At 73.4% G+C, this 23,692-nt stretch carries 22 protein-coding genes and 1 tRNA gene; 9 read left to right on the plus strand and 14 right to left on the minus strand.

Translation table 11 applies throughout. From position 1 onward, the window contains the following. Nucleotides 1–6: 6 nt before the first annotated feature. Complete coding sequence (gene dhaK / locus ABEB06_RS26085) at nt 7–1,002, minus strand: dihydroxyacetone kinase subunit DhaK (RefSeq protein ID WP_345699319.1); 996 nt, start codon at nt 1,000–1,002, stop codon at nt 7–9. A gap of 98 nt (nt 1,003–1,100) precedes the next feature. Here dhaK and dhaM point away from each other — a divergent pair, with 98 nt between their 5' ends. After that, nucleotides 1,101–1,499 (plus strand): dihydroxyacetone kinase phosphoryl donor subunit DhaM, encoded by a 399-nt coding sequence (dhaM, locus tag ABEB06_RS26090; protein ID WP_345699320.1) that lies wholly within the window; start codon nt 1,101–1,103, stop codon nt 1,497–1,499. 42 nt (nt 1,500–1,541) lie between these two features. Here the strand turns inward: dhaM and ABEB06_RS26095 are convergent, their stop codons facing one another. Then, nucleotides 1,542–3,230 (minus strand): bifunctional 3'-5' exonuclease/DNA polymerase, encoded by a 1,689-nt coding sequence (locus ABEB06_RS26095; protein WP_345699321.1) that lies wholly within the window; start codon nt 3,228–3,230, stop codon nt 1,542–1,544. Between the two features lie 188 nt (nt 3,231–3,418). Here ABEB06_RS26095 and ABEB06_RS26100 point away from each other — a divergent pair, with 188 nt between their 5' ends. Then, on the plus strand, nt 3,419–5,449 hold the full coding sequence (locus ABEB06_RS26100) for a M3 family metallopeptidase (protein ID WP_345699322.1): 2,031 nt from the start codon (nt 3,419–3,421) through the stop codon (nt 5,447–5,449). Nucleotides 5,450–5,489: 40 nt separating this feature from the next. Here ABEB06_RS26100 and ABEB06_RS26105 read toward each other — a convergent pair whose 3' ends face one another. Together ABEB06_RS26105 and ABEB06_RS26110 are read right to left on the minus strand one after the other, a co-directional pair. After that, the gene (locus ABEB06_RS26105) at nt 5,490–6,926 is read right to left on the minus strand and encodes a cellulase family glycosylhydrolase (RefSeq protein ID WP_345699323.1); all 1,437 of its coding nucleotides are present in this window, start codon (nt 6,924–6,926) and stop codon (nt 5,490–5,492) included. Nucleotides 6,927–7,008: 82 nt separating this feature from the next. Continuing rightward, nucleotides 7,009–7,617 (minus strand): TetR/AcrR family transcriptional regulator, encoded by a 609-nt coding sequence (locus ABEB06_RS26110; protein WP_345699324.1) that lies wholly within the window; start codon nt 7,615–7,617, stop codon nt 7,009–7,011. Nucleotides 7,618–7,766: 149 nt separating this feature from the next. On the opposite strand from ABEB06_RS26110, the gene ABEB06_RS26115 reads away from it, so the two are divergent. Next, the gene (locus ABEB06_RS26115) at nt 7,767–8,984 is read left to right on the plus strand and encodes an acyl-CoA dehydrogenase family protein (protein WP_345699325.1); all 1,218 of its coding nucleotides are present in this window, start codon (nt 7,767–7,769) and stop codon (nt 8,982–8,984) included. An 18-nt stretch (nt 8,985–9,002) separates the two neighbouring features. On the opposite strand, the gene ABEB06_RS26120 is transcribed toward ABEB06_RS26115, so the two are convergent. The 4 genes from ABEB06_RS26120 to ABEB06_RS26135 form a co-directional block, all read right to left on the minus strand. After that, nucleotides 9,003–9,674 carry a phosphatase PAP2 family protein gene (locus tag ABEB06_RS26120; RefSeq protein ID WP_345699326.1) on the minus strand — a complete coding sequence of 224 codons (672 nt, stop codon included), beginning with the start codon at nt 9,672–9,674 and terminating at the stop codon, nt 9,003–9,005. A 28-nt stretch (nt 9,675–9,702) separates the two neighbouring features. Next, on the minus strand, nt 9,703–10,476 hold the full coding sequence (locus ABEB06_RS26125; protein ID WP_425559802.1) for an enoyl-CoA hydratase/isomerase family protein: 774 nt from the start codon (nt 10,474–10,476) through the stop codon (nt 9,703–9,705). Nucleotides 10,477–10,516: 40 nt separating this feature from the next. Beyond that, nucleotides 10,517–10,936, minus strand: a complete 420-nt coding sequence (locus ABEB06_RS26130) for a RidA family protein (protein WP_345699327.1) — start codon at nt 10,934–10,936, stop codon at nt 10,517–10,519. 103 nt (nt 10,937–11,039) lie between these two features. Then, a complete protein-coding gene (locus ABEB06_RS26135) occupies nt 11,040–11,603 on the minus strand; it encodes a GNAT family N-acetyltransferase (protein WP_345699328.1) in 564 nt (187 codons plus the stop codon). A gap of 63 nt (nt 11,604–11,666) precedes the next feature. Here ABEB06_RS26135 and ABEB06_RS26140 point away from each other — a divergent pair, with 63 nt between their 5' ends. Then, complete coding sequence (locus tag ABEB06_RS26140; protein ID WP_345699329.1) at nt 11,667–12,272, plus strand: TetR/AcrR family transcriptional regulator; 606 nt, start codon at nt 11,667–11,669, stop codon at nt 12,270–12,272. Between the two features lie 54 nt (nt 12,273–12,326). Here ABEB06_RS26140 and ABEB06_RS26145 read toward each other — a convergent pair. Then, nucleotides 12,327–12,402: transfer RNA gene (locus tag ABEB06_RS26145), tRNA-Arg, on the minus strand. Nucleotides 12,403–12,984: 582 nt separating this feature from the next. Here ABEB06_RS26145 and ABEB06_RS26150 point away from each other — a divergent pair. The 5 genes from ABEB06_RS26150 (at nt 12,985) to ABEB06_RS26170 (ending at nt 18,458) form a co-directional block, all read left to right on the plus strand. Then, on the plus strand, nt 12,985–13,566 hold the full coding sequence (locus tag ABEB06_RS26150; RefSeq protein WP_345699330.1) for a single-stranded DNA-binding protein: 582 nt from the start codon (nt 12,985–12,987) through the stop codon (nt 13,564–13,566). A 269-nt stretch (nt 13,567–13,835) separates the two neighbouring features. Then, a complete protein-coding gene (locus tag ABEB06_RS26155; RefSeq protein ID WP_345699331.1) occupies nt 13,836–15,233 on the plus strand; it encodes a Cys-Gln thioester bond-forming surface protein in 1,398 nt (465 codons plus the stop codon). A 236-nt stretch (nt 15,234–15,469) separates the two neighbouring features. Continuing rightward, nucleotides 15,470–17,134, plus strand: a complete 1,665-nt coding sequence (gene ettA / locus ABEB06_RS26160; protein ID WP_345699332.1) for an energy-dependent translational throttle protein EttA — start codon at nt 15,470–15,472, stop codon at nt 17,132–17,134. Between the two features lie 103 nt (nt 17,135–17,237). Further along, nucleotides 17,238–17,681, plus strand: coding sequence for an acyl-CoA thioesterase (locus tag ABEB06_RS26165; protein ID WP_345699333.1), 444 nt, complete (start codon nt 17,238–17,240; stop codon nt 17,679–17,681). A gap of 87 nt (nt 17,682–17,768) precedes the next feature. Continuing rightward, complete coding sequence (locus tag ABEB06_RS26170) at nt 17,769–18,458, plus strand: DUF8185 domain-containing protein (RefSeq protein WP_345699334.1); 690 nt, start codon at nt 17,769–17,771, stop codon at nt 18,456–18,458. A gap of 58 nt (nt 18,459–18,516) precedes the next feature. Here ABEB06_RS26170 and ABEB06_RS26175 read toward each other — a convergent pair whose 3' ends face one another. The 5 genes from ABEB06_RS26175 to ABEB06_RS26195 all read right to left on the minus strand — a co-directional run bounded on the left by ABEB06_RS26175 (nt 18,517) and on the right by ABEB06_RS26195 (nt 23,691). Beyond that, on the minus strand, nt 18,517–18,918 hold the full coding sequence (locus ABEB06_RS26175) for a globin (RefSeq protein WP_345699335.1): 402 nt from the start codon (nt 18,916–18,918) through the stop codon (nt 18,517–18,519). 88 nt (nt 18,919–19,006) lie between these two features. Next, nucleotides 19,007–20,137, minus strand: coding sequence for an ABC transporter permease (locus ABEB06_RS26180; RefSeq protein ID WP_345699336.1), 1,131 nt, complete (start codon nt 20,135–20,137; stop codon nt 19,007–19,009). Beyond that, nucleotides 20,134–21,051: an ABC transporter ATP-binding protein gene (locus ABEB06_RS26185; protein ID WP_345699337.1), complete on the minus strand. Its 918-nt coding sequence runs from the start codon at nt 21,049–21,051 to the stop codon at nt 20,134–20,136. Before ABEB06_RS26185 ends, ABEB06_RS26180 begins: the two co-directional genes overlap by 4 nt. A 128-nt stretch (nt 21,052–21,179) precedes the next feature. Then, complete coding sequence (locus ABEB06_RS26190; protein WP_345699338.1) at nt 21,180–22,286, minus strand: FHA domain-containing protein; 1,107 nt, start codon at nt 22,284–22,286, stop codon at nt 21,180–21,182. Nucleotides 22,287–22,335: 49 nt separating this feature from the next. After that, entirely contained in the window at nt 22,336–23,691 is a 1,356-nt protein-coding gene (locus ABEB06_RS26195) for a vWA domain-containing protein (RefSeq protein ID WP_345699339.1), read from the minus strand. Nucleotide 23,692 lies beyond the last annotated feature (1 nt).

The raw sequence follows: 23,692 nt of genomic DNA on the forward strand, positions 1-23,692 counted from the left end.
GCTCCTTCAGGACCAGGTGAGGGCGGGGGTGGAGACGGGGGCGTCCCAGAGGTCGAGCAGCTCCGGGTCGGCCTTGGTGAGGGTCAGCGAGAAGCCGGCCATGTCGAGGCTGGTGACGTAGTTGCCGACCAGGTTGCGGGCGATCCGGATGCCGCGCTCGGCGAGCCGGGCGTGGACCTCGCCGAAGACCAGGTACAGCTCCAGCAGGGGCGTGGCGCCGAGACCGTTGACCAGGGCGATCACCTGGTCGCCGGAGGTCAGGCGGTGGTCGGCGAGGACGGTGTCCACCACCTCCGCGACCAGCTCGCGGGCCGGGCGCAGCGGGGCGCGGCGGCGGCCGGGCTCGCCGTGGATGCCGACGCCGACCTCGATCTCGTCCTCGGGGAGGTCGAAGCCGGGGCGCCCGGCGGCGGGGGTGGTGGCGGCGGTGAGGGCGACGGCGAAGGAACGGGAGGCGGCGTCGACCCGTTCGGCGAGCGCGGCGACCGCGTCCAGCGGAGCGCCGCGTTCGGCGAGGGCGCCGGCGAGCTTCTCGACCGCGACGGTCGCGCCGGTGCCGCGCCGGCCGGCGGTCCAGGTGGAGTCCTCGACGGCGACGTCGTCGTCGACCAGGACGCTGCGCACCTCGATGCCCGCCTCGGCGGCGAGTTCGGCGGCGAGCCGGAAGTTCATCACGTCACCGGTGTAGTTCTTCACCACGAACAGCACCCCGGCGCCGCTGTGCACGGCCTGCGCGGCGGTGAGGATCTGGTCGGGGACCGGGGAGGTGAACACCTCGCCGGGGCAGGCGGCGTCCAGCATCCCCGGGCCGACGAACCCGGCGTGCAGCGGTTCGTGGCCGGAGCCGCCGCCGGAGACCAGGGCGGTCTTGGGCGCGGACGGCGCGGCGGTGCGGCGGACCACCCGGGCCCCGAGGTCGACGGTCAGCTCGGGGTGGGCGGCGGCGAACCCGGCGAGTGCGTCCGGCAGGACGGTCTCCGGCGAGTTGATCAGCTTCTTCACGGCGGTCCCGCTCTCGCTCGGTGCGTCCCCCGGTGATCGACGGTACGTCAGGTGGCGTCGCACTCCCGGGAGGGCGGGGCCGCGTTATGGTCGGCCGCATGGCGGATCCGGTGGGTGTGGTGCTGGTGTCGCACAGTGCGGCGCTGGCCGCGGGGCTGGGCGAGCTGCTCGGCGAACTCGGCGGCGGCTCGGTGCCGGTGGCGCTCGCGGGCGGGCGGGCGGACGGCGGGCTCGGAACCAGCCCCGACCTGGTGGAACGGGCCCTGGCCGAGGCGGACCGGGGTGCCGGCGTGGTGGTGCTGGCGGACCTGGGCAGCTCGGTGCTGACCACCCGGGCGGTGCTGGCGGAGCGGACCGGGGCGGCGGTGCCGGCGGTGCTGGTGGACGCGCCGTTCGTGGAGGGCGCGGTGGCGGCCGCGGTCGCCGCCTCGGCGGGCGCGGCGCTCGCCGAGGCGGTCGCGGCGGCCGAGCAGGCGCGGGACTTCCGGAAGTTCTGAACCGGGCGGGGCCGGGCCGATCGGCCGGGTGGGGCGGGCCCGTCACTTGGCGTCGGCGTAGGACTCCACGATCGCGGTGGTCAGCGGGAAGCGGACCGGGGTCTCGCCGAACACCAGCCGGCTGGCCTCCTCGCCCGCGGCGGCGACGGCGGCCGCCACCTCGTCCGCCAGGTCGGCCGGGGTGTGCACCACCACCTCGTCGTGCTGGAAGAACACCAGCCGGGGGCGGTCGGTACCGGACTCCATCCCGGCGAGCCGGCGGCGCAGCGCGGCGAGCAGGGCGAGTGCCCAGTCCGCGCCGCTGGCCTGGATCACGAAGTTGCGGGTGAACCGGCCGCGGGCCCGCGCCGAACGGCCGCCCGCCTCCCCGGGCTCGGCCGCCTCCGTCAGGTCCAGGAAGTCGGCGGACGGCGGCGGGCACGCCCGGCCGAGCCGCGAGTGGACCACCCCGCCGTCCTCGCCGGTCCGCGCCGCCGCCTCGACGAAGCCCATCGCCGCCGGGTAGCGGCGGCGCAGCGTCGCCAGCAGCGGGCCGATGTCGCCGCTGGTCTGGCCGTACATCGCGCCGAGCAGGCCGAGCTTCGCCTTGTCCCGGTCGCCGTGGAAGGCGGACGCGGCGAGTGCCTCGTACAGGTCGCCGCCGGCGGCCGTCCGGGCCAGGCCCGCGTCCTGCGACAGCGCCGCCAGCACCCGCGGCTCCAGCTGGGCCGCGTCGGCGACCACCAGCAGCCAGCCCGGATCGGCCGTCACCGCCCGGCGCAGGATCCGCGGGATCTGCAGCGCCCCGCCGCCGCGACTCGCCCACCGGCCCGACACCACACCGCCCACCACGTACTCCGGGCGGAACCGGCCGCCGCGCGCCCACGCCGCCTGCCACGCCCAGCCGTGCGCGGCGTGCAGGCGGGACAGCTCCTTGTACCGGATCATCAGGGCGGCCGCGGGGTGGTCGACGGCGCGCAGCTCCCAGCTCCGGGTCGAGCCGAGGTGGACGCCCTGGTCGGCGAAGGCCTTCAGCACCTGGCTGTGCGAGTCCGGGTTGAACGGGCGGGTGCCCAGGGCCCGCTGCAGCTCGGCGCCCAGCTCGGCGAGGAGCCGGGGCTGGGTGCCGGGAATGGCCGGGCGGGGGCCGAGCAGCTCGGTGAGCAGGGCGTCGTGCACGTCCGTCCGCCAGGGCAGGCCGTCGAACGCCATCTCGGCGGCCAGCAGGGCGCCGGCCGACTCCGCCGCCACCAGCAGGCGGAACCGGGCCCGGGCCGCCGGATCGGCGATCGCCTGCACCCGGCGCTGCTGGTCGGCGTGGACGGCGACCAGCGCCTCCAGCGGATCGGCGCCGGACGGGAGCTGCAGCCTGTCCGGGGCGAACAGGCCGGCCTGCTCGTCGGCACTCGCCGCCTCCGGCAGGTCGGCGGGGACCGGCAGGCCGCGCAGCCGGGACCACGCGGCGCCGAGCGAGCGCGGCGCGCCCCAGCGGCCCTCGTGGCCCAGCAGCAGCGCCTCGGTCAGCCGGACGTCGTGGCAGCGGGCCAGGCGCGACGGGAGCAGCGGCGCGTACGCGCTGTCGGCGGACGCCCAGACCCAGCGGGGCTGCTCGGCGGCCTCGCGGGCGGCGACCGCGTCGGCGAGACGGGGGGTGTGCTCGGGCGGGCCGGTCGGGGTGCCGGCCTCGTCGAGCGGCTGGAGCCGGCCGGCCGGACCGTGCGGGTCGGGCACCAGGGCGTAGCGCGGCGGCACGGCGGCGGCTCCTCTCCGGGCGGACGGGAGTTCGGACACCTCGACGCTAGCGCGCCCCACCGACAACGGTCCGGCGGCGCCGCGCCGGGGCGGTTCCTCCCGCGCGGCCGGGAGCGGCCGCGGCCGCCGACTGACGGTCCGCCGGGGGCCTGTAGGCAGGGCCGGGCGCAGCGCGTAGGGTCGGCGAAATGAGCGACAATCCCTTCTTCTCGCCCAGCACCCTGGCCTACGAGCTACCGCCGTTCGCCGGGATCCGCGAGGAGCACTACCGGCCGGCCTTCGAACGGGGCATGGCCGAGCAGCTCGCCGAGGTCGCGGCCATCGCCGCCGACCCGGAGCCGCCCACCTTCGCCAACACCGTGGTGGCGCTCGAGCGCTCCGGCGCGCTGCTGCGCCGCGTCAAGGTCGTCTTCGAGAACCAGGACGCCTCCGACACCACCCCCGGCGTGCAGGAACTCGACGCCGGGATCAGCCCGTTGCTGGCCGCGCACGACGACGCGATCGACCTGGACCCGGCGCTGTTCGCCCGGGTCGACGCGCTGCACCGCGACCGCGCCGGGCTGGGCCTGGACGCCGAGTCGCTGCGCCTGCTGGAGCGCCGGCACACCGCGTTCGTCCGGGCCGGCGCCCGGCTGGACGAGGCCCAGCAGCAGCGGCTGCGCGAGATCAACGCCCAGCTGGCCGCCGACTCGGCCGCGTTCCGCAAGAACGTGCACACCGACACCCTGGCCCGGGCCCTGGTGCTGGACACCGCCGAGGAGTTGGACGGCCTGTCCGCCGACGCGGTCGCCGCGGCCGGCGCGAACGCCGAGGCGCTCGGCCACGGCGGCAAGTACGTGCTCAGCCTGAAGAACTTCTCCAACCAGTCGGAGCTCGCCCGGCTCACCGACCGGTCGGTGCGCGAGCGGTTGCTCGCCGCCTCGCTCGGCCGGGCCCGCGACACCAACGGCCCGCTGGCGGCCCGGATGGCCGCGCTGCGCGCCGAACGCGCCGCGCTGCTCGGTTACGACACCCACGCCGCGTACGTGGTCGCGGACGAGACCGCGGGCACGACGGCGGCGGTGGACGGACTGCTGGCGCGCCTGGTCGGCCCGGCGGTCGCCAACGCGGAGCGCGAGGCGGCCGAGCTCGCGGCGGCCGCCGCGGCCGACGGGATCGCCGAACTGGCCGCCCACGACTGGGCGTTCTACGCCGAGAAGGTCCGGGCCGCCAAGTACGACCTGGACACGGCGGCGCTGCGCCCGTACTTCGAGCTGGAGCGGGTGCTGCACGACGGCGTCTTCCACGCGGCGGGCCTGGTCTACGGGCTGACCTTCACCGAGCGGCCCGACCTGGTGGCCTACCACCCGGACGCCCGGGTCTTCGAGGTGTTCGAGGCGGACGGCAGCCCGCTCGGCCTGTTCGTCGGCGACTTCTTCGCCCGGGAGTCCAAGCGCGGCGGCGCCTGGATGAACGAACTCGTCTCGCAGTCCCGGCTGCTGGACAAGCGCCCGGTGGTGGTCAACAACCTCAACATCGCCAAGCCGGCCGCCGGGGAGCCCGCGCTGCTCACCTGGGACGAGGTGCGGACGCTGTTCCACGAGTTCGGGCACGCCCTGCACGGGCTGTTCTCGGACGTCACCTACCCGCGCTTCGCGGGCACCGAGGTGCCGCGCGACTTCGTGGAGTTCCCCTCGCAGGTCAACGAGATGTGGATGGTCCGGCCGGAGGTGCTGGCCAACTACGCGCGCCACCACGTGACCGGGGAGCCGCTGCCCGCCGAGCTGGTGGAGCGGATGGCCGCCGCGGAGAACTTCGGGCAGGGCTTCCGGACGGTGGAGTACCTGGCGGCGGCGCTGCTGGACTGGGCGTGGCACACCGTGCCCGCCGGGCAGGAGATCGGCGACGCCGAGGAGTTCGAGGCCGCGGCGCTCGACCGGGCCGGCCTGGCGGTGGCGGCGATCCCGCCGCGCTACCGGACGGCGTACTTCAACCACGTGTTCTCCGGCGGCTACAGCGCCGGGTACTACGCGTACATCTGGTCCGAGGTGCTGGACGCGGACACCGTCGAGTGGTTCGCCGGCAACGGGCTGGACGTGCGGGCGAGCGGCGAGCGCTTCCGCGCCGAGCTGCTGTCGCGCGGCGGCAGCCGGGAGGCGATGGAGTGCGTGCGGGCGGTGCTCGGGCGCGAGCCCGAGGTCGGCCCGCTGCTCGCGCGGCGCGGCCTGGACCGGCCGTGACGGAGGGGGAGCGGCGCCCGGCGCCGCTCCCCGCAGGGCGTCAGCGCCCGGCGGTGACCACCACCGTCGCCGGGTTCCCGGTGAGCAGGATCCAGGCCCGGCCCGCGGCGCGGTGGACGACCGACCGGGCGCCGGTGACGGTGAGCGGGACGCCGTCGGGGACGGCGACCGCGGTCCGGCCCGGGGCGCGGTCGGGGGCGAAGACCAGGGTCCAGACGCCGTCGTGGTAGCTCTCGGAGACCGGGGTGCCGGCGAGGGCGGTGGCGTACGGGGCGAAGGCGGGTTCGCTGCCGGGCGCCGGGCGGCCGTCGGGGGTGACGGCGCAGTAGCCGCCGTTGCCGTGGCACCAGTACCACATGGTCCAGCCGGCGGCGAAGGTCGTCATGGCGGCGGTCTGCCGCCGGACCAGCTCGGTGTTGCCGGGGGTGCGGGAGTCCGGCGGCCCCCACTCGCCGACCAGCACGGGCAGCCGGTGGGCCTGCGGGTAGGCGGTGATCGCGGCGGTGTAGGCCTCGACGAAGCCGCCGGCCGGGTCCCAGTCCCGGCCGGCCTCGACCGCGGTGTCGTAGAAGTGCGGGGCGTAGCCGATCCGGTCCCCGCCGGGCCGGGGGTCGGCGAATCCGGGCAGCTGGGTGGGAACGCCCTGGCCGACCAGGACGGTGGGTTCGACGAACAGCCACGAACGGGAGTCGACGCGGCGGACCGCGGCGATCAGGCGGCGGTACATGTCGGCGAGGCGGCCCTGTTCGAGGGCGGCGGAGGCGGCGGCCAGCACGGCCGGGTCGCTCGGGTCGCCGTCGACCGGGCCGAACGGCTCGTTGAACAGGTCGTAGCCCAGCAGGGCCCGGTGGCCGCGCAGTTCGCGGGCGATGGTGGTGTAGAAGTCGCTCTGCCACCGGCGCAGGTCGGCATCGTCGTAGAGGTGCCGGAAGGCGGCCTGCACGGCGGGCTGGAAGTAGCCGGCGAACCAGTCGTCCGGGTCGGGGACGAACGGCAGCCCGTCGTCCCGGGTGGCCCACTCGGGGATGCCGTTGGTGCCGCCGCCGAACCTCGGCCCGTAGACGTCCTGGTGGAAGTCGACCACGGCGAGCAGCCCGTACTTCTCGGCCCAGTCCAGGACCCGGTGCAGCTCGGCGAGTTCGGTTTGGTCGTAGTGGCCGCGGGCGGGCTCCAGCCTGGTCCACGAGACGGCGACCCGGACCAGGGTGAAGCCACTCGCGGCGATCTCCCGCAGGTCCGCCTCGGTGGTCTCGCCGTACTTGTCGACGTTGAAGCCGCGCAGCTGCAGGACCCGGCCGTCGGCGGCGGTGAACAGCGTGCGCCCGTCGGCGAGGGTGCGCGTCCCGGTCGGGAACTCGGCGCGCTGCAGGGCCCCTTGGGCCTGCCGGTCGGCGGCGAGGGCGGGCGGTGCGCAGGTCGCGCCGAGCACGGTCGCGGTGGCCAGGGCTAGGGCGGCGGCGGTACGGCGGACGCGCACGGGACACCTCGGGCGGTGTGGGGGAGGGGGTGTGCGCCGATCCTGCCGCACGTACCCGCACCGCACAAGAGGTGAGCACTACTCATGTTTCCAGGTGGTTGACGGCTGGGGGCAGCGTCCCGGCGGCCGCGAGCCGGCCCCACAGCAGGTCGGCGAGGGCCTGCACCATCCGGGCCCGCGGGCAGGGCCGCTGCTCCAGCCACCAGTCGCCGGCGGCCAGCACCATGCCGGTGATCGAGCGGCCCCAGGTCTCCGAGAGCAGCGGGCTCTCCGCGCCGAGGTCGACCTCGCCCTGGATGGCCTTGGTGATCTCGTCGGCGATCTGCCGCAGCGCGGGCGCCAGTGCGTTGCCGGCCCCGGTCGGGTCGCCCGGCTCGGGGTGGGTGAGCAGCCGGTACACCTGCGGGCGGGACTCGATCGCGGCGAGGTAGGTGTCCAGCACGTGCTCGACCCGGTCGCGGCGCTCCAGCGGTTCGGCGAGCGCGGCCCGCACCGCGGTCAGCAGGCCCGCGGTGTGGCGGTCGGTCAGCGAGCGGATCAGCCCGTTCCGGTCGCCGAAGTGCCGGTAGAGGATCGGCTTGGTGATGCCCGCCTCGGCGGCGATGGCGTTCATGCTGGCGCCGGGGCCCTCGCGCTGGATGACCCGGTCGGCGGCGTTGAGCAGTTGCTCGCGTCGGGGCTCGGACGACATGGGCCACTCCTCGCGGCGGGCGTTGACAGGACTTACCACTGGGTAGCAGACTCCGTCGATGTTACCCGAGGTAACACCGCAGTGGCGTGGGACGACACCGAATCGGCCCGCCTTCTCCGCCCGCCCCTTCCCACCGGAGGCATTCGTCCATGAGCACCTTCTCGCTTGACCCGGGGCCGGACCAGCTCGCGGTCCGCGACTGGCTGCACGGCTTCGCCGCCGACGTGATCCGGCCCGCCGCGGCCGAGTGGGACGAGCGCGAGGAGACCCCCTGGCCGATCATCCAGGAGGCGGCCAAGCTCGGCATCTACTCGCTGGAGTTCTACGCCCAGCAGTTCTTCGACCCGTCCGGCGTCGGCATCCCGATCGCCATGGAGGAGCTGTTCTGGGGCGACGCGGGCATCGGCCTGGCGATCACCGGCACCACGCTGGCCGCCGTCGCGGTGCTGGCCAACGGCACCGACGAGCAGATCGGCACCTGGGCGCCGCAGATGTTCGGCACCCCGGAGGACGTCAAGGTCGCCGCGTTCTGCTCCTCCGAGCCGGACGCCGGCTCCGACGTCTCCGCGCTGCGCACCCGCGCCGTCTACGACGAGGCCAAGGACGAGTGGGTGCTGAACGGCACCAAGACCTGGGCCACCAACGGCGGCATCGCCCACGTCCACGTGGTGGTCGCCACCGTCGACCCCGAGCTCGGGGCGCGCGGTCAGGCCTCCTTCATCGTGCCGCCCGGCACCCCCGGTCTCGCCCAGGGGCAGAAGTTCAAGAAGCACGGCATCCGCGCCTCGCACACCGCCGAGGTCGTGCTGGACGGCGTCCGCGTCCCCGGCCACTGCCTGCTCGGCGGCAAGGAGAAGCTCGACGAGCGGCTCGCCAGGGCCCGCGAGGGCGTCCGCAAGGGCGGCAAGAACGCGGCGATGGCCACCTTCGAGGCGTCCCGCCCGGCGGTCGGCGCGCAGGCGATCGGCATCGCCCGGGCCGCGTACGAGGTCGCGCTCGACTACGCGAAGACCCGGGTGCAGTTCGGCCGCCCGATCATCGACAACCAGGGCGTGGCCTTCCAGCTCGCCGACATGAAGACCCGGATCGACGCGGCCCGGCTGCTGGTGTGGCGGGCGTCCTGGATGGCGGTCAACAACCAGCCGTTCACCAGCGCCGAGGGCTCGATGTCCAAGCTCTACGCCGGCGAGACCGCCAAGTACGTGACCTCGCAGGCGATGCAGATCCTCGGCGGGAACGGCTTCACCCGCGAGTACCCGGTCGAGCGGATGCACCGGGACAGCGCGATCTACACCGTCTTCGAGGGGACCAGCGAGATCCAGCGGCTGGTCATCGCCCGGGCGATCTCGGGGATGCCGATCCGCTAGGCGCCGGCCCCCCGGAAGTCAGCGGGCCGCCCAGAAGGTGAGCCCGGCCGTGGCGGCGCCGACCAGCGCGCCGACCACGGTCTGGGCCGGGGTGTGGTCCCGCAGCACCACCCGGGACCAGCCGATCACCGGCACCGCGGCGAGCAGCAGGAGCCACCACGGGCCGAGCGCGACCGCCGTGCAGACCACCGCGCCAGCGGCCACCGCGGTGTGGATGGAGACCTTCCACCACACCGTGATCACCATGATCGGCACCAGCGCGGCGAACATCGCCGCCACCATCGCGGTCATGTCGGCGGGGGCGTCGGCCAGCACCATCACCGCGAAGCTGAACAGCACCGACGCCATGATGAACGGGATCACCACCAGCCGGCGCTTGCGCCGGCCGACGTGCCGGTCCTCCAGGCTGCCGCGCCGGATCCCGGCCCGGATGAACAGGGTCGGGACGACCGCCGCGAACAGCGCGGCGAACGCCGCCCAGGCCAGGCCCGTCCAGCCGTAGCGGGCCACGCCGATCAGTGGCAGGAACGCCAGGATGACGTTCTTGGGCTCCACCCCGTCGGTGACCCGGCGGGCCCAGACGGCGGAGGCCGAAGGCGCCGCGGCGGCTCCGGGGGCGGGGGCGTCGGCGGTGGACGCGCCGGTGGTGGCCTCGGGGGTGTCGGCGGTGGACGCGCCGGCGGTGGTCATGGTGCTCCGATCGTCTGAGGTGTGACGATCAGAATTTTGGCTCACGCCGTTCCAGGAACGCCGCCAGCCCCTCCCGGACGTCCGGCGCCACCCGCGAGCGGCGCTCCCACGGCTCCACCGCGGCCGCGGCGAGCTCCGGCGGGCCGGCCAGCGCCGCCTTCACCGCGCCGATCGTCTGCGGTGAGCGGCGCGCCAGCAGCCCCGCGAACTCCCGTGCCCGGGCGTCCAGTTCCCCGTCCGGCAGGACCTCGTCCAGCAGGCCGAACCGCTCGGCCCGGGCCGCGTCCACCAACTCCCCCGAGAACAGCAGGTACTTCGCCCGGGCCGGACCGACCAGCCGGGCCAGCCGGGTGGTCGGCCCGGCCGGGTACACCACGCCCAGCTTGGCCGGGGTGATGCCGAACCGCGCCTGCTCCGAACCGAAGCGCAGGTCGCAGGCGACCGCCAGCTGGCAACCGCCGCCCACGCACGCGCCGTGCACCACCGCGATCGTCGGGTGCGGGAACGCCGCCAGCGCCTCCTCGGCCGCCACGTTGACCGCGTGGTACGCGTCGGCGCGGGCCGGATCGCCGTACACCTCGGAGAGTTCGGCGATGTCCGCGCCCGCCGAGAAGGTCCCGGCGGCGCCGGTCACCAGCAGCGCCCGGATCCCCGGCAGCGCGGCCAGCAGGTCGAGGACGGCGGGCAGGCCGTGCCACATCGCCAGGGTCATCGCGTTCCGCCGCTCGGGCCGGTCCAGCACCAGCGTGGCCACCGCGCCGTCGAACTCGGCCCGCAGACCCGCCACTCCGGTCTCGATCACCTTCACAGCCAGCCCTCCGAACGCCCGTGGTCGAACCGGCTCAGCCTTCCACAGCGGCCCGTTCGGGCACCACGGCCGTCACTGTGATCTCCACCAACTGCCCGGTGTAGCCGAGCGTCGGGACGCCCAGCAGGGTGGAGGTGTGCGGCCCGGTGTTCAGCCCGGACGCGTTCACCACGTCCCACACCTCGGAGAGCGGACCGGGGCCGTCGGCGACCACGTACACGGTCGAGGCGACCACCAGCGACAGGTCGCTGCCGACGTGGCCGAGCGCCTCCACCAGGTTGGCCAGCACCTGGTGGGTCTGCGCCACGTGGTCGCCCGGGCCGACCAGGGCGCCGTCGGCGGCCAGCGGGACGGCGCCCGCCAGGAACGCCAGCCGGGCGCCGGCCTCCACCACGGCGGTGTGCGCGTAGCCGGGCGGCGGGAAGAGGGTGGGGACGGTGCTGCGCTCGACCATGGATCGCTCCTCGCTCGACCGCCCCGGCGGCGGCGCCGACCGTCGATCCTCCGGCCGACGGAGCCCCGCTGTCACCCGGTTTTCACGGCGGCCGGCCGCGGGGTCAGCGCGAGGCCTTCCACTCGGGGGCGAGCACCGCCCAGATCTCCTTGTCGTGCCGGATCCCGTTGTGCGGGTAGTACTCGCGCAGCGTCGCCTCCTGGGTCATGCCCAGGCGCTGCGCCACCGCGCGCGAGCGGAGGTTGGTGCTGGAGTTCCACCACTCGGCGCGGTGCAGGCCGCGCTCGACCAGCGCGTAGTCCAGCAGGTGCCGGGCGGCCGCCGTGACCAGGCCGCGGCCCTCGCCCGCCGGCTCCAGCCAGCAGCCGATCTCGCAGGTGCCCATCCGGGTGTCGAAGTGCACGAACATCACGCCGCCGACCAGCACGCCGTCCAGCCGGATGCCGAAGATCCGGCCGGTGTCGGCGGCCTGCCGGTCGGCGTAGCCCTGCAGGGTGGCCCGGGCGGAGTCGAGGTCGGTGGAGCGCGAGGCCCACGGGATCCACGGGTCGGTGTTGGCCCGGGCCCGGTCCATGTGGGCGAGGAACTCCTCGGCCTGCCACGGCTCCAGCGGGCACAGTTCGGCACTCTCGGCGGCGTCGGGCGCGGTGAGCGGGACGGCGTACACGGGCGGTTCCTCCCCTGGGCGGCACTGATACATAACAAACGTTTGGTAGGTACCATAGCGTGCATGACGCCAGCCCGTGGAGACCATGACGCCCGTCGCACCGAGGTGTCCCGGGCGGTGTGGCGGGTGCTCGCCGCCCGCGGCTTCGAAGGGCTCACGCTGCGCGCCGTGGCCGCCGAGATGGGCGCCTCGACCGGGCTGCTGACGCACTACTTCCCGAGCAAGCGGGCGCTGCTCAAGCACGCCCTCGACGTCCTCGACCAGCGTTCCGCCGGGCGGCCCCGGCCGGCCGAGGAGCAGGCCGCCGAGGCGCGCGGGCTGCCCCGGCTGCGGGCGGTGCTGCTGGACATCCTGCCGCTGGACGCGGACAGCGCGGCGGGCAACCGGATCTGGGTCGGCTCCTGGGACGTGGCGCTCGCCGACCCGGAGCTGGCCGCCGAGCACGCCGCGCGCTACCGGCGCGGCCGGGAGCGGATGACCGCACTGGTGGCCGAGGCGCAGGAGCTGGGCGAGCTGCCCGCCGACCGGCCCGCGGCGGACGTCGCGGCGGCGGCGCAGAGCTTCGTGCTGGGGCTGGTGGTGCAGGCGCTGTTCGCGCCGGCAGAGTTCCCGGCCCAGCGGCAGACGGCGCTGCTGGACGCGTACCTGGCGGACGCGCGGGCGCGCTGAGCCGCGCTCGGGGCGGGCCGGGTGATGTGCGAGTGCGCCGCGTGGTGCGCGTGGTGGTGCCCCCAGCAGGATTCGAACCTGCGACCTACCGCTTAGAAGGCGGGTGCTCTATCCGCTGAGCTATGGGGGCCCGCTGGACCCTTGCCCTGGCCGGCCGGGTGTTCCGGGACAGGATACGGGTGTGGAGTTACTCCACCCGGCGTTCACGGATCCGTCGGGGTGTGTCGGCTGCGGCGGAGCGGTCCGATAATCGCAGGTGACTGCCGGGCGTGCAGCGATCTGAGGCGTCCGGGAGCCGGACGTTGTGCACTCGTTACGGGGCTGCCGCCCCACCCGTTATGGATTCGGTGCGGAGAAACCTCCGGCCCCGCAGCCCGGTGGGGGCGATTTGGCGGGCGGCCCGGGTTCCATCGGTCGGATGACATGGACCGGCCGAGGTGGCGGCCACTCGTTCGGGGACCGGCGGAGTGTCCGAGTCCGGGATTTGTTGTCATGGACTCGACGTCAAGCCGTGCTCGGAATGACATCATCCGCTGTCCGTTCACCCTTCGGAGTTACCCCGGCCGTCCACAGGGCGGGTTTTTCCACAGGTATTCGGAGGCGGTGGCCGGTGAATCGGACGGCAATGCACCATCGCTTCGCGACGGAATTCCGGCCGGGCATTCCGGCGGTGCCGTGCCGATGGACATTTACCCGCCCGAGGAGGATTTCGGTGAACGAGACACTGGTGACGATGGTCGGCAATGTCGCCTCGACCGTGACGTACCGGGAGACGCCCGCCGGAGTGCCGGTCGCCAACTTCCGGATGGCCGCCACCGAGCGGCGGTACGACCGCGGCCGGGGCGACTGGGTGGACGGCGACACGACCTGGGTCACCGTCATCGCCTGGCGCTGGCTCGCCGCCAACGTGGTCAGCTCGGTCAACAAGGGTGACCCGGTGGTGGTGAGCGGCCGGCTGCGGGTGCGCGAGTGGGGCGAGGAGGGCGAGCGGCGCGCGGTGGTGGAGATCGACGCCCGCTCCGTGGGCCACGACCTCGCCCGAGGCACCTCCGCGTTCCGCTGGGCGGTGGAGGCCAGGTCCGCTGCCGTGCGCGGCAGTTCGCCCGGTGACGGGCGGGGCGGCGAGGCGCCGGCGGGCGGCGCCGGCGGGCCGGTGGTGCTGCTCGAGGACGCCGTGCCGGAGTGGATCGTGGCCGCCGTCGCGGCCCGGCGCGAGGCCGTCGCGACGAGTTCCGCGGAAGGTGTGACGGAAGGGGCGGGTGATGACGCTGTAGTGGTCGAGGCGGTGAAGTGACCGGTTCGCGGCGCCCCTGGGGTCCGGGGCGCAAAGCGGGAGCCGATTCTGACGGATCGTGACTTCATGTCGACTCATCAACATGATGGGCCGACCCGACCTTTGATAACGAAATAGCCACGGTACTGTCCTGATTTGCTACGGCCTGCTTCGGCATTCGCCATGTCAATAAGATGCGTCTGGTCCACACACGTGCAGTGGCGTCACAGGGGGCGCCGCTTTGCAGGGACGGGTCGCCGGCGGCATGGCCCGGCCCGAAGGGATCCCACATGTTCCACACCAAGGGGCGGGCCGTCTCCCGCATAGCTGCTGTCATGGCCGCGTCCGGTCTGGTGGTCGGCGGCTCCGTCGCCACGGCTGCGGCGGACAACGGCGGTTCGACCGGGGGCGTCACCGCCACGGTGCAGCCGACGCTGCTCAGCGGAAAGATCGACATCGAGGGCATCGGCGAGCGCGACGGCGGCCTCTTCACGATGGTCACCTCGGACCAGGCGACCATCCGCACGTACTGCATCGACTTCGGCCACGGCATCGACATCAAGTCGGAGGCCAAGTACAGGGAGTCGCCGTGGGCCGCGAGCCCGCTCGGCGCCAAGGGCCGCGAGGGCGACGCCGCCAAGATCCTCTGGATCCTCGAGAACTCCTACCCGAAGCAGTCCGACCTGAAGGCGCTCGCGGCGAAGGCCGGCATCGCCGATGCCGCCAAGTTCACCGCCGAGGACGCCGCGGCCGGCACCCAGGCCGCGATCTGGAACTTCTCCGACCACCTGAAGGCCACGCCGAAGGACGACGAGGCCGCGGCGCTGCGCAACTACCTGGTCGGCCCGGCGAACGTGGGCATCAAGAACGAGCCCACCGCTTCGCTCTCCCTCACCCCGGACTCGCTGCCCGGCCTGAGCGGTACCAAGGTCGGCCCGTTCACGCTCAACAGCAGCGCCGACAAGGTCAACTTCGCCCTCTCCGACGACACCTCGGGCGGCAAGGTCAAGCTGGTCGGCAAGGACGGCAAGGCCGTCGGCGCGGCGCTCAACGGCCCGATCGCCAAGGACACCCAGCTCTTCTTCGACGTGCCGGCCGGCACCGCGGCGGGCTCGGTGTCGATGACCGCCTCGGTGAACACCGCCGTCCCGACCGGCCGGGTCTTCCTCAGCGAGGGCTACACCGAGAAGGACCACCAGCAGACGATGATCCTGGCCGGTTCGGACCGGACCACCGTCCCGGTGAAGGTCAAGGCCTCCTGGCAGCCCAAGGGCGCCCTGCCGTCCGCCACCGCCGAGGTCTCGTGCGTCGACAACGCCGTCAAGGTGACCGTCGGCAACACCGGCGACCAGGAGGGCACGATCGAGATCAAGCCCGGCAAGTCGGTCGTCGTCCAGCCCGGCAAGACCGAGACCGTCCTCGTCCCGGTCGGTGAGGACAAGGCCTACGACATCACCGTCACCGGGCCCAACAAGTTCGTCAAGGAGTTCAAGGGCGTCCTCGACTGCAAGGTGGCCACGCCCACCCCGTCGGTGAAGCCCTCGCCCAGCCCGACCGGCCCGCAGCTGGCCACCACCGGTGGTGGCGCCGGCACCGGCATCATGGCCGGCATCGCCGGTGCGCTGGTGATCGGCGGCGGTGCCGCCGTCTACGCCCTGCGCCGCCGCGGCCGCCACAGCCGCGCCTGAACAGCCTGATCGACGCACTTCCCCCGACCGGTCCCGGTGACCGGTGACCGGTCGGGGACGCCGTCGGCCCCGTCACTCGCACTCGGCGAGCGGCGGGGCCGGTCCGTTCCCGGGCAGCCGGGGAACGCCGCGTCCGCCCGCGGCGGCCCACCCGGGCCGTTCGGGAGCGCGGGCCGCTTACGGCACAATGGAAGGCTGCAAGCCGATTACTCACGACGACGCCGGAGCGATCTCACGTGGCGGAATACATCTACACCATGCGCAAGGTGCGCAAGGCACACGGCGACAAGGTCATCCTTGACGACGTGACGCTCAGCTTCCTCCCCGGGGCGAAGATCGGCGTCGTCGGCCCCAACGGCGCCGGTAAGTCGACCGTGCTGCGGATGATGGCCGGTCTCGACCAGCCGTCCAACGGTGACGCCTTCCTGAGCCCCGGGTTCACCGTCGGCATGCTCCAGCAGGAGCCCCCGCTCGACGAGACCAAGACGGTCCTGGAGAACGTCCAGGACGGCGTCAAGGAGATCAAGGGCAAGCTCGACCGGTTCAACGAGATCGCCGAGCTGATGGCGACCGACTACTCGGACGCGCTGCTCGAGGAGATGGGCAAGCTCCAGGAGGACCTGGACCACGCCAACGCCTGGGACCTCGACGTCCAGCTCGAGCAGGCCATGGACGCCCTCGGCTGCCCGCCCGGCGACTGGCCGGTCACCAAGCTCTCCGGTGGCGAGCGCCGCCGCGTCGCGCTCTGCAAGCTGCTGCTCGAGCAGCCCGACCTGCTGCTGCTCGACGAGCCCACCAACCACCTGGACGCCGAGTCGGTGAACTGGCTGGAGCAGCACCTGGAGAAGTACCCCGGCACCGTCGTCGCCGTCACCCACGACCGGTACTTCCTGGACAACGTCGCCCAGTGGATCCTGGAGCTCGACCGCGGCCGCGCCTACCCGTACGAGGGCAACTACTCCACCTACCTGGAGACCAAGCAGTCCCGTCTCAAGGTCGAGGGCCAGAAGGACGCCAAGCGCGCCAAGCGGCTCAAGGAAGAGCTGGAGTGGGTCCGCTCCAACGCCAAGGGCCGCCAGGCCAAGTCCAAGGCCCGCCTCGCCCGGTACGAGGAGATGGCGGCCGAGGCCGACAAGATGCGGAAGCTGGACTTCGAGGAGATCCAGATCCCGCCGGGCCCGCGCCTGGGCAGCATCGTCATCGAGGTGGACAAGCTCTCCAAGGCCTTCGGCGAGAAGATCCTGATCGACGACCTCTCCTTCACCCTGCCGCGCAACGGCATCGTCGGCGTGATCGGCCCGAACGGCGCCGGCAAGACCACGCTGTTCAAGATGCTGCAGGACATGGAGACCCCGGACTCCGGCAGCGTCAAGGTCGGCGAGACCGTCAAGATCAGCTACGTCGACCAGTCGCGCGCCAACATCGACCCGAAGAAGACCCTGTGGGAGGTCGTCTCGGACGGTCTCGACTGGATCAACGTCGGCCAGGTCGAGATGCCCTCGCGCGCCTACGTCTCGGCGTTCGGCTTCAAGGGCCCGGACCAGCAGAAGCCGGCCGGCGTCCTCTCCGGTGGTGAGCGCAACCGCCTCAACCTGGCGCTCACCCTCAAGCAGGGCGGCAACCTGCTGCTCCTCGACGAGCCCACCAACGACCTCGACGTCGAGACGCTCTCCTCGCTGGAGAACGCCCTGCTCGAGTTCCCGGGCTGCGCCGTGGTCATCTCCCACGACCGCTGGTTCCTGGACCGAGTGGCCACCCACATCCTCGCCTACGAGGGCGACAGCAAGTGGTTCTGGTTCGAGGGCAACTTCGAGTCCTACGAGAAGAACAAGATCGAGCGGCTCGGCGCCGACGCGGCCCGTCCGCACCGGGCCACCTACAAGAAGCTGACCCGCGACTGACACCCGGGCGCAACAGCGGCCCGGCAGACTGGCCCCGCGGCCGGCCTGCCGGGCCGCCGCCCGTAAGCTACTTGCGGGTAATCAAGGTTTGAGGAGAACACCCGTGGCCCGCCACATCTACGCCTGCCCCCTCCGGTGGTCCGACATGGACGCCTTCGGCCACGTCAACAACGTGGTCTTCCTGCGCTACCTGGAGGAGGCCCGGATCGACTTCATGTTCACCCAGGCCGCCGAGGCCGGTGCGGGGGAGTTCGCGGGCGGCTCGGTGGTGGCGCGCCACGAGATCGACTACAAGCGTCCGCTGGTCCACCGGCCCGAGCCGGTGACCGTCGAGACCTGGGTCACCAAGATCGGCGGCGCCTCGCTGACCGTCTCCTACGAGATCAAGGACACCGCGGAGGACGGCACCGAGACGGTCTACGTCCGGGCCTCGACCGTGGTGGTCCCCTACGACCTGGCCGAGGGCCGGCCGCGGCGGATCAGCCCGGTGGAGAAGGAGTTCCTCAGCCGGTTCATGGACGAGGTGCCGGCCGCCGTCGCGGCCTGAGGCCGCCGTCCCCGTTCTCCGCGGCCCTGCCGCGCGCCCGTGGCGCCCGCAGGGCCCACCGCGCCGACCCGAGTGAGCTGAACCCCCGTGACCGCCACCAGCCTCCGCCTCGCCGACCCGGGCGAGGCCACCGTCCTGGCCGCCTTCCTGACGCGACTGCTGCGCTTCGACCGGGCGGCCGCGGTGCGGCTGCAGGCCGTGCCGCGCGGCGCGGACGGGGGAGTGCTGGCGCTGTTCGGGCGGCTGCCGCTCGGCGGCTCCGGCGCCCTGGCGATCCGCACGGCCGGCCTCGCCGGGCCGGTCGGGGCCGTCGACCGGACGGTGTCGGCCGGACAGCTGCTGGAGTCCGTCGACGAGAAGGCCGGCGCGCTCGGCCTCCCGGCGCCGGTCACCGGCCCCGCCTGGGCCGGCCTGCTCCCGCCGCGCAGCGGCTGGGAGCTGCTCGCCGAGCCGCCCACCGCCGAAGTGCGGACCGAACTGGCCACGGCCATCGGCGAGTTCAAGGATCGCAGCGAAGCCGTCCCGGAGCACCACCGCAGCCGTCAGGTGCTGGACGCGCTCGCCGACGAGATCTGGTCCCGGCCGGTCACGGCGGTGCCGGCGCTGCCGCTGCGGGCCGCGCACGCGGCCCAGGTGATGGGATTCCTGCCGCCCGGCGCGCCGCTGACCGTGCACCGCAAGGGCGGCTGGCTGCGGCTCAGCACGCCGCTCGGCTCGGTGGCGGTCCGGGCCACTGCGGCTCCCGGCGCGGGGCTCGGGCTCAGCGCGCTCGGCTGAGCGGGTCTGGCCGTACGGGGCCGTGCCGTTCCCCGCCCCGGCGGTGCCGCGGGCTCGCTCAGGCGCTGTTGATCATCGAGGCGGCGGCGTAGGTGAGGTACTCCCACAGCTGGCGCTCGTCGGCCTCGGGCAGCTCCAGCTCGTCCAGCGCCACCCGCATGTGCTTGAGCCAGGCGTCGTGCGCGGCGCGGTCGACCCGGAACGGCGCGTGCCGCATCCGCAGCCGCGGGTGGCCGCGCTCCTCGCTGTAGGTGCGCGGGCCGCCCCAGTACTGCATCAGGAACAGTGCGAAGCGCTCCTCGGCCGGGCCGAGGTCCTCCTCCGGGTACATCGGGCGCAGCAGCTCGTCCTGGGCGACGCCCTGGTAGAAGCGGTGCACCAGCTTGCGGAAGGTCGGCTCGCCGCCGACCTGGTCGAAGAAGGTCTCCTCTTGAAGCGTCTGCCGCCCGGAATCAGTCACCCGTCCATGGTCGCAGACGCCGGTGCGGTCGTACACCGAGACCTTCGGCGTACGACCGCACCGCGTCCGCACCGCGGCGGGGCGACGGTTACGCGTCGTCCCAGTTGAAGAAGCGCCAGGCGATCAGCGACATCACGGCGGCGAAGACCAGCAGGCCGCCCATGGCCGGCAGGACGTCCACCAGGCCGCCGCCCTGGCTCAGCACCGACTTGGCGGAGACCGTCAGGTAGCGCAGCGGCATCGCGTGCGAGACCGTCTGCAGCCAGCCCGGGGCGAAGTCCAGCGGGATGAAGGCGCCGCCCAGGAACGACATCGGCAGGATGATCATCTGGTTGAGGCCGTTGGCGGCCTCCTCGCTCTTCGACACGGCGCCGGTGACCAGGCCGATCGACATGAAGGCGATGGTCGCGCAGAGCACCAGCGGCAGCACCAGCCACCAGTGGCCGGTCAGCTTCAGCCCGAAGAACGGCAGGGTGGCGACCGCCAGGAACAGGCCGGTCTGGGCCAGCGCCACCAGGACGCTCACCCCGACCCGGGCGCCGACCACCATGCCCGGCGACACCGGAGCCAGCCGCAGGCGCCGCAGCACCCGCTTCTTGCGCCAGCTGACCAGGGTGAAGGAGGCGCCGTACACCGCGCCCATCGCCACCGCGTAGCCGAGCAGGCCCGGGGTGAGGTACTGGATCGGCTTGAGGGACTTGTCCTCGACCTGCTCCAGGTCGAGGGCGAAGGCCGGCTTGACGCCGGAGGCCTCCTGGTTGGCGGCCTGCACCAGGCCGTTCATGATCCCCTGGACGGTGCCCGCCTTGACCTGGTCGGCCTGGCTGTAGCGGACCGCGATCCGGCCGTCCTGGCCCTGCTTGACGACGCCGTCCAGCTCGCCCTTGCGGACCTTCTCCAGGGCCGCGGACTCGTCCGAGTACTGGGTGATCTCCAGCGCGGCGAGCGGCCCGTCCTGCTGGCCCTTGACCGCGTCCAGCAGCTGCACCTGGCCGACCTCGGCGATCTTGAGGTGCGAGGTGCCGCCGCTCTTGTACAGCGCCCCGAAGAGCAGCAGGAACATCAGCGGCATGATCATCGTGAAGAAGAGCGCGCCGCGGTCGCGGACGAAGCCCAGCAGCATCACCCGGGACAGCCCGGTGAACGCGTTGCCCCGCTCCCCGCCGGGCCGCTCGGGCGGCGTGACGGCGGGGCGGGAGGGGGCGGAGGTGGTGGTCATGCCCGGTACTCCCGTCCGGTCAGCTGGAGGAAGACGTCCTCCAGGGTGGCGCCGCGCACCTCGAGGCCGCGCAGCGCGTTCTGCTCGGCCAGCACCGACAGGACGGGCGCGGGGACGCGGGTGGACAGTGCGAGGGTGACGCCGTTGTCCTCCAGGTTGGCGACCTCGGCGCCGGCCTCGGTGAACAGGTCGCGGGCCCGGGCGGCGGTGAGCAGCCCCGACTCGACGCTGACCCGGACGGTGTCGTCGATCTCGCGGACCAGCGCGGCGGGCGCGCCGGTCTTCAGCACCTTCCCGTGGTCCATCACCGAGACGCGCTCGCAGAGCACCTCGGCCTCGTCCAGGTAGTGGGTGGTCAGGACCACCGTGCGGCCCTCGGCGTTGATGTCCCGCAGCAGGTCCCAGAGGTTGCGGCGGGCCTGCGGGTCCAGACCGGTGGTGGGCTCGTCCAGGAAGACCAGCTCCGGGTCGTGCACCAGCGCGCAGGCGATGGACAGGCGCTGGGCCTGGCCGCCGGACATCTTGTCGGTCAGGACGGCGGAGGACTCGGTCAGGCCGACCCGCTCCAGCATCGCGTCCGCCCGCTTGGGGCCGACGCCGTAGAAGGAGGCGAAGGTGCGGATCGTCTCGCGGGCCGTCAGCTTGTTGAAGAAGGCGGACGCCTGGAACTGGACGCCGATCCGCGGCAGCAGCGCCTTGTTGCGCGGCCAGGGCTTCATGCCGAGCAGCTCGACGCGGCCCTCGTCGGGCTCCCTGATCCCCTCCAGGATCTCCAGCGTGGTGGTCTTGCCGGCGCCGTTGGGCCCCAGGATCCCGTAGAACTCGCCAGTCCGGACGGAGAGTGACACCCCGTCGACGGCCTGGACATCCCCGTACCGCTTCCGGATTCCGTCAGCGGATATTGCTTCAGTCATGCGGATGACAGTAGGGGTTCGGGTGGAATCGGTGCAGGTCGCTTGTGCGAATTTTGAGCAACCGAGATCAAGGCGGCCGCCCGGACGGTGGTCCGGGCGGCCGACGGTGACCGGGGTGTGACGGTGGGTCAGGCCCGGTGCAGGGTGATGGTGGTCCAGGCGCCGACGTGGATCCGGTCGCCGTCGTTCAGCGGGATCGCGGTGTGCGGCCGCACCGAGTCCGGGCTGCCGTTGAGGCAGGTGCCGTTGGTGGAGCCGCGGTCGACCAGCACCCAGCTGCCGTCGCCCTGCTCGACCAGGACGGCGTGCTCGTGGGAGGCGCCCGGGTCCTCCGGCGGCACGGAGAGGTCGATGTCCGGCACGGTGCCGCGGTTCTGGCTGCGCCGGCCGATCTGGAGCTCGCCGCGCCCGGTGAGCGGGATCCGCCGCTCCGGGCAGTACGGCGGGAAGAACAGCGCGGCCGCCTCCGGACCGCTGCGCGACATCATCTCGGTGAAGTAGTCGCGGTCGGCGGTCACCACGGCGATCCAGTTGGTGCGGACCGGAGGGGCGGGCGGCGCGGGCGGCGCGGGCGTCTGAGCGCCGGGCGGCGCCAGCCGGAAAGAGGTGCCGAACTCCTCGCCGGGCTGGGCGTAGACCGGGCCGGTCCGCTCGTAGCCGTCACCGTCCGGGAAACCACCGGTCTCCGGGAAGCCGCCGGACGGCGGGAAGCCGCCCGTCCCCGGGTAACCGCCGTGCGACGGGGCGCTCGGCGCGGGCGCACCGGTCGGCGGGCCGGACTCGAAACCGGGCTTCTCGAACCCGTACGGCGACTGCGGCGGCTGGTGCTGCTGGTGCTGCTGCGGTGCCTGGTGCGCGTGCGGCGGCTGCGGTGCCTGGTGCTGCGGCGGCTGGTGCTGCTGCATCGGTCCGGGCTGCGGCGCCGGTGCGGGCGGGACCGGGGCCGGCGGGTGCGGCTGGACGGACGGCGGCGGCGAGGGGGCGAGGGCGTAGTCGTACCCGCACTCCTCGCAGTACCGCCCGGTCTGCGGGGTCCGGCAGATCGGGCAGGTGACCAGGCCGGCGGTGAGGTCCGGCACCGAGAGCGACGGCGCGGTCGGCGGCGGCCCCGGCGGCGCGGGCGGCGGGGGAGGGGTGCCCGGGACGTGGAGGCCGGGCGGCGGAGTCATCGGGAAGCCGCAGAAGTCGCACCAGTCCTCGGCCTGCGACTCATGGCCCCTAGGGCAGATCGGCATCAGGTCCCCCACTTTCCAGCAGGTCCGGGCTCCCCGGAGGGTCTCCGGGTCACTTCTTCTTCACGCGTACGGTCACGGTGGAGCGCGAGTCGAGCGCCATCGAGTCGGCCTCGTTCACGTTCCTCCGGAACCGAACCGTACCTTCCTTCGCGTCGACCACGTCGACCACCTTCTGCAGGAGCTTGAGCGTCCCGTCGTTCCCGCCCGCGTGGGCGAGCCGGACGGCCCGGCCGAGCAGGGCGGTGGCGGTGTCCACGTCGCCGGCCCGGTGGGCGGCGAGACCGTCCTGGATCGAGGAGGCGAGCTCGGCCTGCCCGGTGTAGTGGGCGACCTGGGCGTTGATCCGGGTGGAGCTGGCCAGGTCGTCGGTCCACACGGCGCGGACCAGGCCCTGCCCGAGCACCTCCTCGGTGCCGTCGGGCTGCGGCAGCACCAGGCTGATCCGGGCGGCGAGCATCTCGTTGCCGACCGCGGCGGCCGGCACCTCCACGCTGACGTGGTAGTCGCGGCTCTCGTCGCCCCAGTGCCCGGTCGGGTAGAACCCGGCGCGCGGGCCGGCCTCGGTCCGCCGGGCGGTGAGGTCCTCGACCGAGGGCGCGACCTGCTTGACGTACTTGACCGAGGCGTTGGCCGGCGTCCACACCTTGAGCGCGACGTCGGCGATCTGCTTGCTCATCGCGCCGGCCATCATCGCGCGGAAGTCGTCCGCCAGGTCGGCGGGCTCGGCGACGATGTCCACGGTGCCGAGCAGCGCGGAGGAGATCTGCCGCAGCTGGGCGACCTCCCAGTCGGTGCCGACGCCGCGGCAGTCGGCGGTGAACACGCCGGTGACCCGGTCGAGGGCGGCCTGGAAGTCGGTGGCCTTCTCGTGCTCGTTCTTGCCGTCGGTGAGCAGGATGCCGTGCCGGATTCCGGCGGCGGGCATCGAGGAGAACAACTGCTGGGCCTTGCTGAGCCAGGTGCCGATCGCGGTGCCGCCGTTCGGCTTGAGCTTGCGCAGCGCCTCCTTGGCCTGGGCGCGGGTGGCGGCGTCGGCTATCGCCAGACGGCCCTGCCCGGGGTAGATCTCGACCGCCTCGTGGGTGCCGGCGACCACCGCGAAGGCGACGCCGTCGCGCAGCGTGTCGACGGCGACCGCGGTGGCCTCCCGGGCGTTGCGCATCTTGCTGGCCGGGTAGTCCATCGAGCCGGAGCAGTCGATCATGATGACCACGGCGGCGTCGGCCCCGGCCGCCCCGTCGAGCGGGCCGGCCGGGCGGCCGATCGGGCGGCCCCCGGTGGTGCCGCCGCCGGTGGCGGTGACCGTGACGATCGCGTTGACCTCCCGCGATCCCTCGGCGAGGTACTCATTCTGGAAGACGTCGACGTCGAACCGGGGACGGTCGGGCCGGGACAGCGAGGCCATG

It is taken from the genome of Kitasatospora terrestris (assembly GCF_039542905.1).
Classification (GTDB): Bacteria; Actinomycetota; Actinomycetes; order Streptomycetales; family Streptomycetaceae; genus Kitasatospora; species Kitasatospora terrestris.

Bases quoted from the DNA above. Each gene is read 5' to 3' on its own strand.
- dhaM (WP_345699320.1), top strand. From the start codon at position 1,101: ATGGCGGATCCGGTGGGTGTGGTGCTGGTGTCGCACAGTGCGGCGCTG.
- ABEB06_RS26100 (WP_345699322.1), top strand. From the start codon at position 3,419: ATGAGCGACAATCCCTTCTTCTCGCCCAGCACCCTGGCCTACGAGCTA.
- ABEB06_RS26110 (WP_345699324.1), bottom strand. From the start codon at position 7,617: ATGTCGTCCGAGCCCCGACGCGAGCAACTGCTCAACGCCGCCGACCGG.
- ABEB06_RS26115 (WP_345699325.1), top strand. From the start codon at position 7,767: ATGAGCACCTTCTCGCTTGACCCGGGGCCGGACCAGCTCGCGGTCCGC.
- ABEB06_RS26120 (WP_345699326.1), bottom strand. From the start codon at position 9,674: ATGACCACCGCCGGCGCGTCCACCGCCGACACCCCCGAGGCCACCACC.
- ABEB06_RS26130 (WP_345699327.1), bottom strand. From the start codon at position 10,936: ATGGTCGAGCGCAGCACCGTCCCCACCCTCTTCCCGCCGCCCGGCTAC.
- ABEB06_RS26140 (WP_345699329.1), top strand. From the start codon at position 11,667: ATGACGCCAGCCCGTGGAGACCATGACGCCCGTCGCACCGAGGTGTCC.
- ABEB06_RS26155 (WP_345699331.1), top strand. From the start codon at position 13,836: ATGTTCCACACCAAGGGGCGGGCCGTCTCCCGCATAGCTGCTGTCATG.
- ABEB06_RS26180 (WP_345699336.1), bottom strand. From the start codon at position 20,137: ATGACCACCACCTCCGCCCCCTCCCGCCCCGCCGTCACGCCGCCCGAG.
- ABEB06_RS26185 (WP_345699337.1), bottom strand. From the start codon at position 21,051: ATGACTGAAGCAATATCCGCTGACGGAATCCGGAAGCGGTACGGGGAT.
- ABEB06_RS26190 (WP_345699338.1), bottom strand. From the start codon at position 22,286: ATGCCGATCTGCCCTAGGGGCCATGAGTCGCAGGCCGAGGACTGGTGC.
- ABEB06_RS26195 (WP_345699339.1), bottom strand. From the start codon at position 23,691: ATGGCCTCGCTGTCCCGGCCCGACCGTCCCCGGTTCGACGTCGACGTC.